Origin of the sequence: Psychrobacillus sp. FSL W7-1457, assembly GCF_038593405.1 — a bacterium.
Taxonomy (GTDB): Bacteria; Bacillota; Bacilli; order Bacillales_A; family Planococcaceae; genus Psychrobacillus.
Genome location: NZ_CP151993.1, coordinates 3,412,741 through 3,427,781 on the forward strand (window position 1 = coordinate 3,412,741; position 15,041 = coordinate 3,427,781).

13 protein-coding genes are annotated in these 15,041 nt (G+C 39.3%); all 13 read right to left on the minus strand.

The annotated features are described in order from the left end of the window. Position 1: 1 nt before the first annotated feature. The 13 genes from NSQ95_RS16680 to hutU all read right to left on the minus strand — a co-directional run bounded on the left by NSQ95_RS16680 (position 2) and on the right by hutU (position 15,035). On the minus strand, positions 2–610 hold the full coding sequence (locus NSQ95_RS16680; protein ID WP_340881890.1) for a hypothetical protein: 609 nt from the start codon (positions 608–610) through the stop codon (positions 2–4). Then, positions 603–1,250: a phosphate starvation-inducible protein PhoH gene (locus NSQ95_RS16685; protein WP_342559981.1), complete on the minus strand. Its 648-nt coding sequence runs from the start codon at positions 1,248–1,250 to the stop codon at positions 603–605. The genes NSQ95_RS16680 and NSQ95_RS16685 overlap by 8 nt, the downstream gene beginning before the upstream one ends. Then, the gene (locus NSQ95_RS16690; RefSeq protein WP_340881887.1) at positions 1,247–2,047 is read right to left on the minus strand and encodes an ABC transporter ATP-binding protein; all 801 of its coding nucleotides are present in this window, start codon (positions 2,045–2,047) and stop codon (positions 1,247–1,249) included. Before NSQ95_RS16690 ends, NSQ95_RS16685 begins: the two co-directional genes overlap by 4 nt. Then, entirely contained in the window at positions 2,025–3,734 is a 1,710-nt protein-coding gene (locus NSQ95_RS16695) for a dipeptide/oligopeptide/nickel ABC transporter permease/ATP-binding protein (protein ID WP_340881885.1), read from the minus strand. The genes NSQ95_RS16690 and NSQ95_RS16695 overlap by 23 nt, the downstream gene beginning before the upstream one ends. Continuing rightward, the gene (locus NSQ95_RS16700) at positions 3,734–4,738 is read right to left on the minus strand and encodes an ABC transporter permease (RefSeq protein ID WP_342559982.1); all 1,005 of its coding nucleotides are present in this window, start codon (positions 4,736–4,738) and stop codon (positions 3,734–3,736) included. Before NSQ95_RS16700 ends, NSQ95_RS16695 begins: the two co-directional genes overlap by 1 nt. Before the next feature lie 14 nt (positions 4,739–4,752). Then, positions 4,753–6,435: an ABC transporter substrate-binding protein gene (locus tag NSQ95_RS16705; protein ID WP_342559983.1), complete on the minus strand. Its 1,683-nt coding sequence runs from the start codon at positions 6,433–6,435 to the stop codon at positions 4,753–4,755. 547 nt (positions 6,436–6,982) lie between these two features. Further along, the gene (locus NSQ95_RS16710) at positions 6,983–7,873 is read right to left on the minus strand and encodes a LysR family transcriptional regulator (RefSeq protein ID WP_340881881.1); all 891 of its coding nucleotides are present in this window, start codon (positions 7,871–7,873) and stop codon (positions 6,983–6,985) included. 176 nt (positions 7,874–8,049) lie between these two features. Next, positions 8,050–8,943, minus strand: coding sequence for a formyltetrahydrofolate deformylase (gene purU / locus NSQ95_RS16715; protein WP_342559984.1), 894 nt, complete (start codon positions 8,941–8,943; stop codon positions 8,050–8,052). A gap of 125 nt (positions 8,944–9,068) precedes the next feature. Beyond that, positions 9,069–9,905, minus strand: coding sequence for a 3D domain-containing protein (locus tag NSQ95_RS16720; protein ID WP_342559985.1), 837 nt, complete (start codon positions 9,903–9,905; stop codon positions 9,069–9,071). A 617-nt stretch (positions 9,906–10,522) separates the two neighbouring features. Then, positions 10,523–10,843, minus strand: coding sequence for a hypothetical protein (locus NSQ95_RS16725; protein ID WP_342559986.1), 321 nt, complete (start codon positions 10,841–10,843; stop codon positions 10,523–10,525). A 249-nt stretch (positions 10,844–11,092) separates the two neighbouring features. Next, positions 11,093–12,091 (minus strand): agmatinase family protein, encoded by a 999-nt coding sequence (locus NSQ95_RS16730; RefSeq protein ID WP_342559987.1) that lies wholly within the window; start codon positions 12,089–12,091, stop codon positions 11,093–11,095. Then, a complete protein-coding gene (gene hutI / locus NSQ95_RS16735) occupies positions 12,081–13,358 on the minus strand; it encodes an imidazolonepropionase (protein WP_342559988.1) in 1,278 nt (425 codons plus the stop codon). Before hutI ends, NSQ95_RS16730 begins: the two co-directional genes overlap by 11 nt. A gap of 6 nt (positions 13,359–13,364) precedes the next feature. Beyond that, the gene (hutU, locus tag NSQ95_RS16740) at positions 13,365–15,035 is read right to left on the minus strand and encodes a urocanate hydratase (protein ID WP_342559989.1); all 1,671 of its coding nucleotides are present in this window, start codon (positions 15,033–15,035) and stop codon (positions 13,365–13,367) included. Positions 15,036–15,041: the final 6 nt, after the last annotated feature.

Below are 15,041 nucleotides of genomic sequence, written 5' to 3' on the forward strand. Positions count from 1 at the left end.
CTTAAATTTGACCTTCCTTCAACCATGGAAATAAGCCACTTAGAAATCGCTCGGTTGCTGGCATAAAATACGAGCCAAAATGATAATCTGGATCGAGTGTTGTATTTACCCAAACCCCAGCAGTATTTACACGATCAATATATAACACCGACCCACCATCTACTGTAGAAACTAATGTTTCACAGCCCTCTGTCGGCCAATAAACCCCATGCTGATGCCAAGTTGCATCTGCTAAGGTTAAATAATTTCGGAATAAGTCATGCTCTTTACCCGGTAAACGTAATCCACTGTCTGCTCCTGGCTCTCTCCACCACCAAAAGTTGGTTGGACGGAATTCCCACTTATGTGCAGGAAGCCATTCACGATGTTGTGGCCCCATTGTCACCACAATTTTTCCCTCATTGGCAAATTCATAAATTTTATGTATGTTTTCATCTAATAAACGAGTATGAGTCTGTGATGGAATAATTAATACATCATATTCAGCGAGCGATGCTTCAGCAAACTGGCGAATGGGGATTAGCTGATCGATATACTTACCAAATGTTGAAGTCTTATACGTCCGGGAATTCTGTGAACTTCCACCATACATTACAGCAATATTACGCATCTATAATCACTCCCTGTTGTAAACGTTTATATTCTTCTTGTGTCCATCTTATAATTTGCGGTGAAATACGCTCTGTTGTTTTCTCCCCGGTTCTTTGCATACGTACATACTGAAACAAATTTCCTCCAGAGTGAACTAAAATGGTGCCCTCTGTTGTTTCACGGTCAATATACGTTACTGGCTCTCCTCCAGGCAGTGTTAATAAAACTTCTGCTCCAGTAGGTAATGGATGATGGCCACGTGCAAAGAACCCTTTCACGCCTTTATTAACTGTCATATCCTCTTCTAATACACCCTCGAAGATGGGATGGGGCTTCGCGATGGAAATATCATAATCCATATGACTGTGAATTTCTTTTGGGATAAATGGTTTTGCACCCGGTAGCCATTCTGTAACTAAATTGCCAAAGAAACAAACAATTTTCCGATCTGCTAAAAATCCTGCAATAATATTACGATGTTCGTATAAATGATCTTGGTCAACAAAGTTAGTAATAATCATGCATTTATAATCTTTTAAATCCTTCTCATGTAGTTTGTACATATCGACAATATCAAATTGCTCTTCAAACTCTGGGATAGATGGGTTCCCTTGTGAAAATACGTTACAAGAATGAACAATAATATAATCTTTTTTCATGATGAAAATACTCCTTCCTGTCTTTCAAGTATTAATAGTGCTTTAAGAAGTGATTTTGTAAATGGATGAGTTGGTTCGTTAATCACTTGTTCAGTCGGACCTTCATCGACAATTTCTCCTTGATGCAAAACAATAATGCGATCACAAAAACCGTTCGTTAATGCTATATCGTGCGTTACAAAAATGTAGGAAATATTGAATTGTTCATTCATCCGTTTCAATAATTGAATTAGCTCCAACCGAAGAGAGGTATCTAACATGGAGGTAGGCTCATCCGCAATAATCAGTTTGGGCTTACAAACAAATGCGCGCGCTACACCGATACGCTGACGTTCTCCTCCTGATAATTCATGTGGGTAACGATTCAAGTATTTATCAGGATCTAATGAAACGAAAGCTAATGCCTCCTTCACCATTTTTAATCGTTTCTCTTTTACTGGCTCTATTTTTTGGATAATTAATGGCTCCTCCACTAGCTCAAAAATTTTCATCCGTGATGACAATGATTCATAAGGATCTTGGAATATCATTTGAATATGCTTTGCAAAACTTCGACGTTCCTTAGCTTTCAATGTTGTCAGTTCAATATCTTCAAAATAGATTTTGCCACTACTTGGTTCCTCTAAGCCCGCCAATATTTTACCAATTGTACTTTTACCAGCACCTGAAGCACCAATTAGTCCAATAATTTCTCCTTGTTCAAATGAAAATGACACATCTTTTAATACCGCAACTTTATCGCTCTTTGAATGTCCATATATTTTCATCAGATGGTCAACTTTGACTAGCGTACTCATATTCAACTTCCTTTGGTTTTATTTTCTGTTTTAATAACGGTATTGCATCAATTAGTCGCCGTGTATATGGGTGTGTGGAATTTTCCGCAAGTTCTATGGATGGACCACCGTCAACAATATGTCCATACTTCATAATGATTAAATGATCTGTAATAGATAATACAGCCGGTAAATCATGCGAAATGAATATCATCGATAAATTGAGCTCTTTTTGAAGCTTAGCTAGTAGCTGTAAAATTTCTACTTGCACAATAACATCTAACCCGGTTGTCGGTTCATCAGCAATTACAAATTTTGGTTTATTAATCAGTGCCATTGCAATAATGACACGCTGACGCATCCCGCCTGACAACTCGTGTGAAAAGGCAGAACGCCATTTCGGATCAAGCCCCACCTGGATTAAAACCTCGTCGATACGTCGGTTTATATCCTTCACTGACATTTTTTGATGTGCTAAAATTGCTTCTTTTAATTGTTTTTCTACAGATAATACAGGATTTAATGCATTCATCGCGGCTTGCGCAATATAGCCAATTTGCTGCCCCCGAACATTGCGAATCTCTTCATCACTAAACAACTGCAAATCTTTTCCTTCAAAATAAATGGAACCATTCGGTACATGTGCAGATGATTTCAATTGCTGGATAATAGCAGAAGCAACCGTTGTTTTTCCACTGCCCGATTCTCCGACAATACCAAGTACTTCACCTGTTTTGACTTGGAAGCTAACACCCGATACAACGGTTGAATACGCTCCATTTTTAGGGAATTGAACCGTTAAATTTTCTACATCTAAAGCTATCTGTTGATGTACCAATACATCGTTTTGAACAAGCCGTTTCTTCGGTCGTTTCTTAACAGCAACATAATCACCTAAACGAGGGTTTACTTTCTCCTCTAAGTAATAGCCCATAAACGAAAACGCAAGTACAACTAGCACAATACAAATGCCTGGAGGAATAATCCACCACATCCATGCTTCTGTTAAGAAGGCACTTCGACTATTCGCGTAATACAATATACTTCCCCAGCTTTTCATCGTCGGATCGCTCATCCCTAAAAAGCTTAGCGATGATTCCAGCAAAATCGCTGCATTAACTGCTCCAACAAATTGAGGAATAAATAATGGAAATACTCCAGGTAAAATATGCTTTTTAAAAATATAAAAATTCCCCGCTCCCATTGTTTTAGCAGCTAGTACTGGACCAGCCGTTTTAATGGATAACGTCTGAGCTCGAATTTGACGGGCCTTGCCAGCCCACATGACGAGAGTAATAACGAACACTTGTGTAAAAACCCCAGGGCCAAGATAAACAGCAACAACAATCATAAGTGGTAAAAATGGCAAAGTTAACACAACGTCTATAAAGCGCATGACAATAGTTTCAAACCAACCGCCAATATAGCCTGAAAGGACACCGATAATACCACCAATTGCGGTCGCTAGCACAGCTGTCACAATTCCAATAAATAAGGAAGTTCTTGCTCCTACAGCTAACTCCGCTAAAATATCCTGTCCCATGTCATTTGTCCCTAACCAATGCTCACTACTAGGTGCAGCAAACGAGGGACCCGTTTGTTTATATGCATCATATGGTATGAATTGTGGACCTAAAATAGCGAATAACAGTACAAAACTAAACATAATGAGACCTATGACTCCAATAATTTTCGTTGCCTTGCGCATTATTGTCCCACCTTCGTTAACTTTGTTGATTTTGCCCGCGGATCAATAAGTGGATACGTTATATCTGCTAGAATATTCGCTGCAATTACACCTATCGTAATCATTAAAAACACACCCTGCATCATTGGGAAATCCCTTGCAACAACACTTTCATATAACAATCGGCCAATGCCTGGGTATGAAAATACAGTTTCAACAACGACTGAACCACCAATTAGCGTCCCTAAAGTCATCGTAAAATGTGTATAAATCGGTAACAGAGCATTTCGCAAACCATGGTTAAAAATCAATGTTCTATTATGTACACCTTTTGCTTCCGCCATGGATATGTAATCTTGACCCAATGATTCCAACATGGATGACCTTGTTAATAAATAATTGGAGCCAACTGTTGCGATGCTCAAAGTCATAATAGGTAGTATTAGATGCCATACTACATCTTTTAGGAAACCAATCGTTGTCCCATCCTGTACTATTGAGACAGCACCGTATGTTGGAAACCACCCCAGTTGAACAGCAAAAATAGCTATAAAAAGCATACCTATCCAAAACCCAGGAACCGCTTGAAAAGTTAACATTGTTGTTAAAAATGTGATATCCCGTCCTTTCCCTCGATTCCAAGCAGAGTAAGCTCCTAACATCACCCCAATAATCGTACTTAAAATCATTGCTGGTCCAATCAAAATGAGAGTCCATGGCAAACGTTCACCAATCATTTGAACAACTGGCTGTGCATGTTTGATAGACGTTCCTAAATCCCATGTAAATATTCCACTTATGTAATTTATATATTGCTCCCATAGCGAACCACCGAGTCCAACTGACTCAAGCACTGACTGTTTTTGTTCCTCCGAAAGCTCTCTTAGCGTGCCTTCGTCAAAGAAAAATAGTAACGGGTCGCCAGGGGCGAAGCGTGGCAACACGAAGTTAATCGTTATTGCCACAAAAAGCACCAATGCATATTGAATGAACTTTTTTCCGATAATCGAAGACGTTCTGTTCATTTACTTTTGCCACCTCATTTTATGGATACTGGTTCTGTTGCTGAAACGGCTGTTTGAACATCTTTTGATAAAAATGAATATTTATTAATGATGCCGTAGCCTAATGATTCTACGTACTGATCAAATACTTCTGCGTTGTACGCATATACCTCTTTTGGATAGTACAATGCAATAGATGTTGGTTGTGAATTGTATTGTTTTTGCATATCAAACGAAATCAATTTACGACTTTCAATGTCAGTTGCTGCCATCCAATCAGAGATTAATGCATCCATCTCAGGGTAGGCAACCTCTTTTGTCCATAAGTAGCCTGAACGGTGAGACATAATAAATTGGTCTGGATCGGCTACGCCATGCGGTCCAATCAGACTTATCGTAGCTTGATAGTTCTTTTCACTTGAATGAGCAGCAAATGTTGTAGCATCTAATGCTTGAACATTCATTTGGATTCCCACGTTTGTCGTGAAATGCTCCGCCATTAATTCTGCTGTTCTAACAAATATTGGTTCGCCCGAAGATACTTTAATCGTTGTAGTGAGAACTTCCCCATCTGCTGTTTCGAGTAAACCGTCACCATTTGTGTCTTTATATCCAAGTGCAGCAAATTTTTCTTTAGCCTGCTTTAAATCATAAGGTGTTGACAAATCTGGATTTGTCCAAGGAGATGCTGGGTGTGGATAGCCTTTTGTTCCTGCTTGTCCTTGACCCAATAAAATCGTGTCAACAATCGCCTGGCGATCGATTGCAAGTGACATTGCTTCACGGAATTCTGGATTGTCATAAGGCTCTATTCCGTAATTTAAATTGAACTGAACAATAGATAATGCAGATGCTTCTGCTAGCTTGAAATTATTATCATTGATAAAAGTAGAAATAAGCTCTGCTGGTACTGGACGTGAAGAAACATCAACCTCTCCAGATTTCAGTGAGTTAAACATTGCAGTTGCATCCGAAATAATCGGAAGCGTTAGATTTGCAAAAGTTGGTTGCCCCATGAAGTAATCATTATTTGCTTTTAATTTATAATGTTGGTTAGTTACATATTCCGTTAATATAAAAGGACCTGTACCTACCGCTAGTTCCGTGTGTTTACGTGGATTTTCTACTTTGCTCCAAATGTGCTCTGGTAAAATTGGTAAGTCTGCAAAGGTTATAGTTAAAAGTGATGGACATGGATATCCGCACTCAAAACGTACTGTCTTACCGTCTTCCTGTACCTCGATTGTGTCGATTTTCGGTACTTCGCTCACATGATGGGTATGACGATTTGCTGGACCATCACGGTAATACTCATATGTAAATTTTACGTCTTCTGCTGTGAACTCTTCACCGTCATGCCACTTAATACCATCTCGAACTACCACATCCCAAGTAGTGTCATCAATCTGTGTTGCTGACTCTGCTAACCACGGCGTTGGTTTTTCTACATATGGGGAAGGAGAAAATAATTTATCATAAACTAAATCCGTTAACCAATCTAAGTTTCCTGTATAAATATTTAATGGTCCTACATCATTCGTTAGACCAATCGTTAAATTCTCTAATTGCTGTGACTGAACAGATTTCTTATTGTCCTGCTCGCTTTCTTGTCCACTACTATCATTCACGCCTTTCTCATTTGATGAACAAGCTACCAAAACAAACATCAATAAAATCGTTAATGTTGGCAAGCAACACTTTATAAAAAACTGTTTCATTCTTATCCTCCTACAATATTATTTCAAACTGCATGTTGAATATATCAAGGTTGAGAATGATTATCAATATCACCAAAAATATGATTAACCATTTTAACTGAAGTCTCTAGGATGAAAAGAGCATTATTAAAATATGTTATACAATTATTAGAATTTCTAATAATTGTGCTAGATGAATCAATTTCATAAATAGGCTTTACCGATGAAATACGAACATTTTCTAATTGTTTATTGAAGTGACAGGCGGCGAAACAAGTAGGGATGAGTGAGATAGATAAGCCATCACATCGTGCGCGTAAGCGACGGTGATGGCTTATCGCTCACCCTACGGAAAGCGTCCGCTAGATGCGCGGAAATCAATTCTACTTCATACATATAAAAGCATATTAACTTCATTATTCTCTATTAATTGTTCGTGTTTTTAGCTAAAAATAGAAATTATGAAATTGATTCACTCAGATAATAATATAAATCTATTGGTAGGCTCCATGACGACATTTACCTTTATCATCTATCTATGAAAAAAACTAAAATCCTCTTGTATGCCTTAAGAGGATTTTAGCTTTAAATTTTTTCGTATATGATTACAAAATGATTGTTCGGCAGTTGATAACGGTTGTTTACGATCGTACACTATACCATTCTTGCGTTTAATCGTCAGGCCCTTTACTTTTTTTACCGTAAGTCCCTCCAATCCATTCTCCATTAACTTAGAGGGTAAAAAGGAAATTCCAAATTGATGCTGAATAGCTTTAACTATTAGTTCAAAACTGGTCATTTGCATGTAATATACCGGCACATTTTTTTGTTCGATAGCTTGTTTGATATGTTGACTCAAATAAAAACTTTGCGGAAGCAATATCGGTAAATTTCTTAAATCTCGGGCATAAATAGTTTGCCGACTAGCTAACGGATGATTCTCAGGCATAACAAGTACAAATTCCTCTTCAAATAAAATATCGACATCAAAATTATTTAAGACGGTGTGATCATCCTCATAAATGGGCATAATCGCAAAATTTGTCTTTTTTTCTAGCAAACACTGCTTCAAATCTTTATAACAATAGCTATTAATTTCATAGGGACAGTGGTTGCACGCCATATTTTCTGCATCAAATAACTCGCAAAAAAAATAATTTGCTATGTATTGACTAATATAGAGTACCGTATTTTCTTCTTGTAAAGATTCATTTAGATCACTCTGCATTTTGCTCTCTAATCTTTTTACTTGTTTAGCATAATACAATACTATATCGCCCTGCTCTGTTAGCTCAACTTGATTTTTTCTTCTATTAATCAATTGACAATTCAGCTCGATCTCCAACTGTTTAATATGTTGTGTGACCGTAGGCTGGGAGCAATATAGTTTCTTTGCAGTTTCCGTAAATGTTTTATTCTGTGCCAACGCTATAAACGTTTTGTACTTATCACTTATCATATAAACTGCCTCTCCATCTAATTGATATTGATTATCAATATCGATATTACTACACATCGTTCAGGTTGTAAATCACCTATCGTGGAGTATGAAATTAGAGTTTTTATTTTAAATAAAAAAAAGTGAGCTTCTTCGACTGGTATTATCCAACATCAGAAGCTCTCTTATCTTACACTCTAATGAAATACAATGGTTTTATTGCCCTCTACGATTACTCGGTTTTCAAGATGCCATTTTACAGCTCTCGCAAGTACACGTCTTTCGATTTTACGTCCAATTTTCTTAAGTTCCGTTACATCATCCCGGTGGTCTACCCGTTCCACATCCTGTTCAATAATAGGTCCCTCATCCAAATTGTTCGTTACATAGTGAGAAGTGGCACCAATTAGCTTTACTCCACGCTCATATGCTCGTTCGTATGGCCCTGCTCCAATAAAAGCTGGGAGGAATGAGTGATGAATGTTAATAATGCGACTCTCAAAATGAGCAACAAAATCTGGAGTTAGTATTTGCATATATCGAGCTAAAATAAGTAAGTCTACATCATACTGCTGCATCAAGCGGATTTGCTCTTCCTCCACCTGCTTACGAATATCCTTATTAGCCGGAATATAATGATAGGGGATTCCTAGTGCCTCTACCATTGGACGGGCAGTTTCGTGATTACTAATGACTGCCACTATATCTGTGTCGAGGTCCCCATTTTGCCATTCCCATAAAAGCTCTATTAAGCAATGAGTTTCTCGGGATACAAAAATTGCCGATCGAATGCGTTCTGCAGGATAGGAAAACTTATATTCCATTCCATGCTCAAGTGAAATTTCTTTAAAATCACTCTCCATTTGTGCAGCCCGTTCAGCCAGCTGACCACCGTGATATTCAATGCGAATAAAGAATGTTCCGTTTTCTGGGTCACTTGAATACTGACTAGACTCAATAATGTTACATTCATGCTTGTATAAAAAGGTCGATAATACTGCCACTATTCCAGGTTTATCAGGACACTTCACTAGCAGTCGACCTTTATTTTCCTGTGGTTTATGATACTTTTTCGTTTGTATTTTATCCATAAAGTATAACATCCTTTACTAAGGTATTAATTTTTCATTATCCTTTATTCTATTCATCTTCTCAAGTACTTTTTATATAGTATGTAACTATAAAAACCCATGTAAAATTACATGGGTTTTTTACGTTAGTTTAATATGATGAGTTTAACTTGTTTTCTACCCCACTGTATTGCATTATCATAGGATGGGATAAATACGTCAATTTTATTCCCTTTGATAGCCCCGCCAGTATCTCCAGCGATTGCCTCACCATAGCCCTCTACCCATACCCTTGTCCCCAGGGGTATAACACGAGGGTCAACGGCTATTACCTTTTCATTTGGATTGGCCCTTAGATCAATTCCATAGGCAGTCGTTCCTGAGCATCCTGTACAGTAGGCTGTGTATGCTGTGGCTTCCATCGTCATTTCAACAGAGCCTTCTGTTTTAGGTTCTGCTGTTACAACTGGCGCTGATGTAGCAACTTTTGTAGAAGCTGTATTCGGTGTTGAAGCTGCACTTGGAGCTACTGGTTCAATTGGTGGAGCAGTAACTCCCATTACTTGTCTTTTCGGTGTGTCCTCTAAGTCTCCTGTCCCCTGCTTTACAATGAGTTCGTCTCCCGGAAATATTAAATCTCCTGTTATATTATTCATATCCATAAGTTCATGGAGTGACAAATCATTTGCAAGGGCAATTCTATAGAGGTTGTCCCCCTCGGCAACCGTATAAGTTACTGGCTCAGAACGAAGCTTCATAAGCAATTTCATTGCATATAAGTCATCAAAGTGTATATTAAAATCGTCCATATCGCTCTCTAAGTCAGCTTTTTTGTCTACTAGATTCCTGTGGTCTGAAGTGTCGGTAAGAAAAATCGATTCATCCTCTTGAGTTATAGGGGAGAATAGACTCTCTGCATGCGCTACTGTGTTTGTGGTCAACATCATTAGCACTACAAATAAAATAGTCCTAACCTTGAACATAAAGTTCCTCCTTTGTACCTCTTTTCGTAAACTCTTTAGAGTATTGCCCCAAAACTTCAAAAAACAAACCCTCTAAATAAAAAAATAGAAGTTTTCGTTCAAAACAACTAAAAAATTCAGAGAAAGGAAAGACTTTATATCATACTAGACTGAGAAATAATTCATCAAATGTATATTAATTCCACAACATAAAAATATCAAAAGAATGGTAGTATTAATTACAAATACCACCAGTCTTTTTTATTAAACCTATGTATAGCATGGATTCTGGGTTAAGGTTGGTTGTTTAGATGATCACCGCTGTTTCGTGGGATATTGTCTTATTTGCTATCGGGATTGGTAGTCAATTTTATGTCTCACTTTTATGGGCGCTGCAGCTCGGTTTATGGGACACTTCTTGCCTTCATATGGGCTCCATACGCCTATTTACGGGCGCTAGTTGAATTTATGGGCGATTTTCTCCTTTTTATGGGCGCTATGACTTGCTTTATGGGACACTTTCTCCCTTCGTATGGGCTCTGCGATGGCTCATATAGAATGATTTTTTCCTCACTATGTATATACAAACAAAAATCCAAAAAGGATAACGAAATCTCGTTTCTTTTTGGATTAGCTTATTATGTCCATTTTAAATTCTCCAATAGCTGATGAAAGCTTTCTAAAAAATTCTTCTTGCTCTCCTCGTTGTTTAAAGATTTAACGTCTACTCCGCTCATAAATTGTAAAATCTCCGGGTGATGATCCCAATCCTGTTCAAATTGACTCTTGAAATCTACATACCAATCATATTGATACATCCTTTTCATATGTCGGACGGCCCTTCGACTCTCTTCCGTGACTTCTTCCTTTGTCCTTTCTCCTAGAATAAAAATGGATTCTGCCAACCTTGAAATTTTATTTTTATATTGGGTAAACGCAGTGGATATCCTTTTAATCATACCATTCCTCCCTGTCCCATTTACTATTATTATACGCGAAATCATATAAAAAAGATTAATTTTTCAGATTATTATTCAAAGAAATTCATTTATTTATGGCTGAACATATAACTAAAAGTCACTAAAGCTACCCCTATCTAAAAAGATGAACATGCTGCTAGATCTCTTCAAAAAAAAAACGTTCGGCTAGAGGCAGCCAAACGCTTTCTTTAAAAATAGTTCTCTATCTGACTTTGGATCATCGTAGCCCTATAGGACCTCAAATTTCTTCACTCGATGCTGATAAAAAGATGCTAAAAATGTTAAAAAGGCATATGTGGTTGTCTTTACAGTTGCCTGCACCGAATTATCCTTCGTTGGATCGATGCATACAAAGTCGATTGCTCCTATTCCATCGCATTTCCCGACCTCATACAAAATTTCGAATAACTCATCAGATCTCATGCCACCTGGTGTAGAGGCTGGAACACCAGGAGCGTATGAAATATCCAGAACATCCATATCAACCGTTACATAAATAAAGTCTACCTGCTCCATCAAAACGGATAGTATATCTTGTATCGTTTGCTCGATGCCCTTTTGACGCAGTTCCTTTAAACGAATACGATGAACCTCATAATCGTTTGCTGCCTCGATTAGAGAAGGAGCGTTATAAAACCCATGCAATCCAATATTATAGACATGCTTTCCCTCAATCACTCGACCCTCTATTAATTGACGAATGGGGGTTCCGTTCGTCGGACCGTGGTCATCTGTCGAACGTAAATCCAAATGAGTATCTAACTGTAAAATACCAATCTTCTTCTCTGGCATTACCTTCTTTAGTCCACGAATAGTTGCTGCCGTTACCGAATGGTCTCCACCAATGGTCACCTTCAGTGCATTTGGATAAGTCTCTGCGACACTCTCCATCGCATCCTCGATGTGTTGATGGCAGCGCAAAATATCAGTAACATGCATCTTTACATTTCCGATATCTGCTACGGTTAACTCACGAATATCTATATCTTCATCAATATAGTAGGTTGAGAATTTTTCCCACGATTGGCGAAAGGCATTTGGAAACTCGGAGGCTCCTGAAACACTAATAGATGATCTGGAAAGCGGTGCTCCAAGAAGCACTACATTCCAATCTTTTTTCTCACTTTGCCACTGAGGAACTATCCAATCCTTTACTTTCATATCCTGATGTACTGTCCTTTGCCAATCAAATGGCGAGTGATCTATCGGAGCTTTATTATAGTCCATCGGTAATCACTCCGTTGTCCAAAACTACTTTTCCATTTTTGATAACAGTTTTTGTATGATTCATCCCGTAGAAGTATTGCAATTGCTGATAGTTTGCTACATTTAGAATAAGTACGTCTGCCTTCTTACCCACCTCTAGAGAACCGATCTCATCTCCACGATTAATAGCATAGGCTGCGTTAATAGTAGTCGCAGTGATTACCTCTTCCATTGTCATACCCATGTTCATGCACGCTAAATTCATGATAAAAGGCATAGATATTGTTGGGGAAGAACCTGGATTAAAATCAGTGGATATAGCAACTGGCACCCCTTCATCTATCATTAGCCTTCCGCGAGCAGAAGCTGCCTTCAGGAAAAATGCTGTCCCTGGCAATAAAACAGCAACAGTTCCAGCCTTCGCCATTGCTTGTATTCCTTTATCCGATGCTACCAATAAATGCTCTGCAGATATGGCTCCAACCTCTGCTGCTAGCTCCGCCCCCTCATATGGTTCAATTTCATCTGCATGAATTTTAGGGATAAGCCCGTGCTCCTTGCCTGCCAATAAAATCCTACGAGACTGCTCTGGAGTAAATACTCCCTTCTCACAGAAAACATCATTGAACTCTGCTAACTGTTGCTCCACAACCATTGGAATCATATCATTCACAATCAGATCGACAAACGCATCTGGATTTTCTTTGTACTCAGCGGGTACCGCATGGGCTCCCATAAACGTTCGAACAACATCAACCGGATGATTTTCCTGAAGCTTCTTTGCAACCTGCAATTGTTTCTTCTCTGTCTCCAAGTCCAACCCGTAGCCACTTTTCGCTTCTACCGTCGTCACCCCATGGCGAAGAAAATCATTTAGATGGTTATATGTTTTCTCGTATAAGTGATCGAATGATGACTCTCTCGTTTTCTTTGTGGTCGCATGAATTCCACCCCCGGCATTCATGATTTCCATGTAGGTAGCACCGTTTAAACGCATTTGGAATTCGTTTTCACGAGTTCCTCCGAAGACAAGATGCGTATGGGCGTCTACTAGACCCGGCATAACTATATGGCCTGATGCATCTATAATCTGTGCTTGCTTGATGAGCTCAGGATGCTGCTCCTGAAGCTCTTCCTTTGTACCGACAGCGACAATGCGATCATCTTCTATTAACATACTTCCACTTTCTATAATGTTAAGCTCGCTCATTTCTTTTCCTGTGCGTGCTTTTTTACTAGCCGATGCTAGTGTAATTAATTGGTTGGCATTTGTGATTAGTAATGTCATGTATCCTCATCCTTTTTTGTTTAGCATTGGTATATGAACATTCTTCTCTTGGGCAGTTTTTATAGCAATCTCATAACCGGCATCTGCGTGACGAGCAACACCCATTCCAGGATCTGATATAAGTACTCGGCTAATCTTTTCTGCAGCCATGTCGGTACCATCTGCCACGAGTACCTGACCTGCGTGCTGTGAATAACCCATGCCTACACCACCACCATGATGTACACTCACCCAGCTTGCTCCACCAGCCACATTCACTAATGCATTTAATATCGGCCAATCAGAAACTGCATCAGAGCCGTCCTTCATTCCCTCTGTTTCTCGATTAGGGGATGCTACAGAGCCTGAGTCTAGATGGTCTCGCCCAAACACAATGGGAGCCTTAAGTTCTCCTGAAGCGACCATTTCGTTTACCTTTAGCGCAAAGCGGTGGCGATCACCATAGCCTAACCAACAGATTCGAGCAGGGAGACCTTGCCACTTCACCATTTTCTGTGCCATATCAATCCAGTTTACAAGCGCCTCATCTTTTGCAAACATTTCCTTAGCCAGCGCATCCGTCTTTAAAATATCCTCTGGATCCCCGGACAATGCAGCCCAGCGGAAAGGGCCCTTCCCCTCACAGAACAGAGGTCTAATATAAGCTGGCACAAATCCCGGGAAGTCGAAAGCATTCGCTACACCCATCTCCTGTGCATACTTCCGAATGTTATTACCATAATCAAACACCTCTGATCCAACCTTTTGGAAATCGAGCATGGCCTGAACATGATCTGCCATAGCCTTTTTTGCCTTATGCTCATATGCCTTTGGATCTTCCTTACGAAGCTTAAGTGCCTCTTCTAAAGACATATGATTTGGGATATATCCATTTAGTGGATCATGTGCGCTTGTTTGATCTGTCACTAGATCTGGAACGATTCCACGCTCATATATCTCTCTATAAATATCCGCACAGTTGCCAACTAACCCGATGGATGCTGGTTCTTTCTTGTTCTGCAACTGCTTCACCATTTTTAAGGCATCATCTAAATCTTCTACTAAGTAATCACAATAGCCTTCCTTCATTTTCCGTTCAATCCGTTTTTTATCGACCTCTACAACCAAGATCACTGCCCCTGCCATTTTCCCTGCTAATGGTTGAGCACCACTCATCCCACCCATACCACCTGTTAAAATTAGTTTTCCGCGGAGGTCTGCACTACCAAACACCTTTTTACCTGCCTCTACAAAGCTCAAATAAGTTCCCTGTAAAATTCCTTGAGCACCAATATATATCCAGCTACCTGCAGTCATTTGGCCATACATCATCAAGTCCTTATCCTCTAGCTCATAAAAGTGCTCCCAGTTAGCCCAAGCTGGTACTAAGTTAGAGTTGGCAATGAGAACGCGTGGCGAGTGCTCATACGTACGAAACACCGCTACCGGCTTACCTGATTGAATGAGTAACGTTTCATCATTTTCTAGCTTTTTTAGTGACTCGATTATTTGCTCAAAGCTCGCCCAGTTTCGTGCTGCCTTTCCTATTCCCCCGTACACCACTAGCTCATCTGGATTTTCAGCCACCTCGGGGTCCAAATTATTCATGAGCATACGCATAGCAGCCTCTTGCGTCCATCCTTTACAGGAAAGCTGGTTTCCTGTTGGTGCTTTAATATTTTGCATAACATGTTCCATCACACA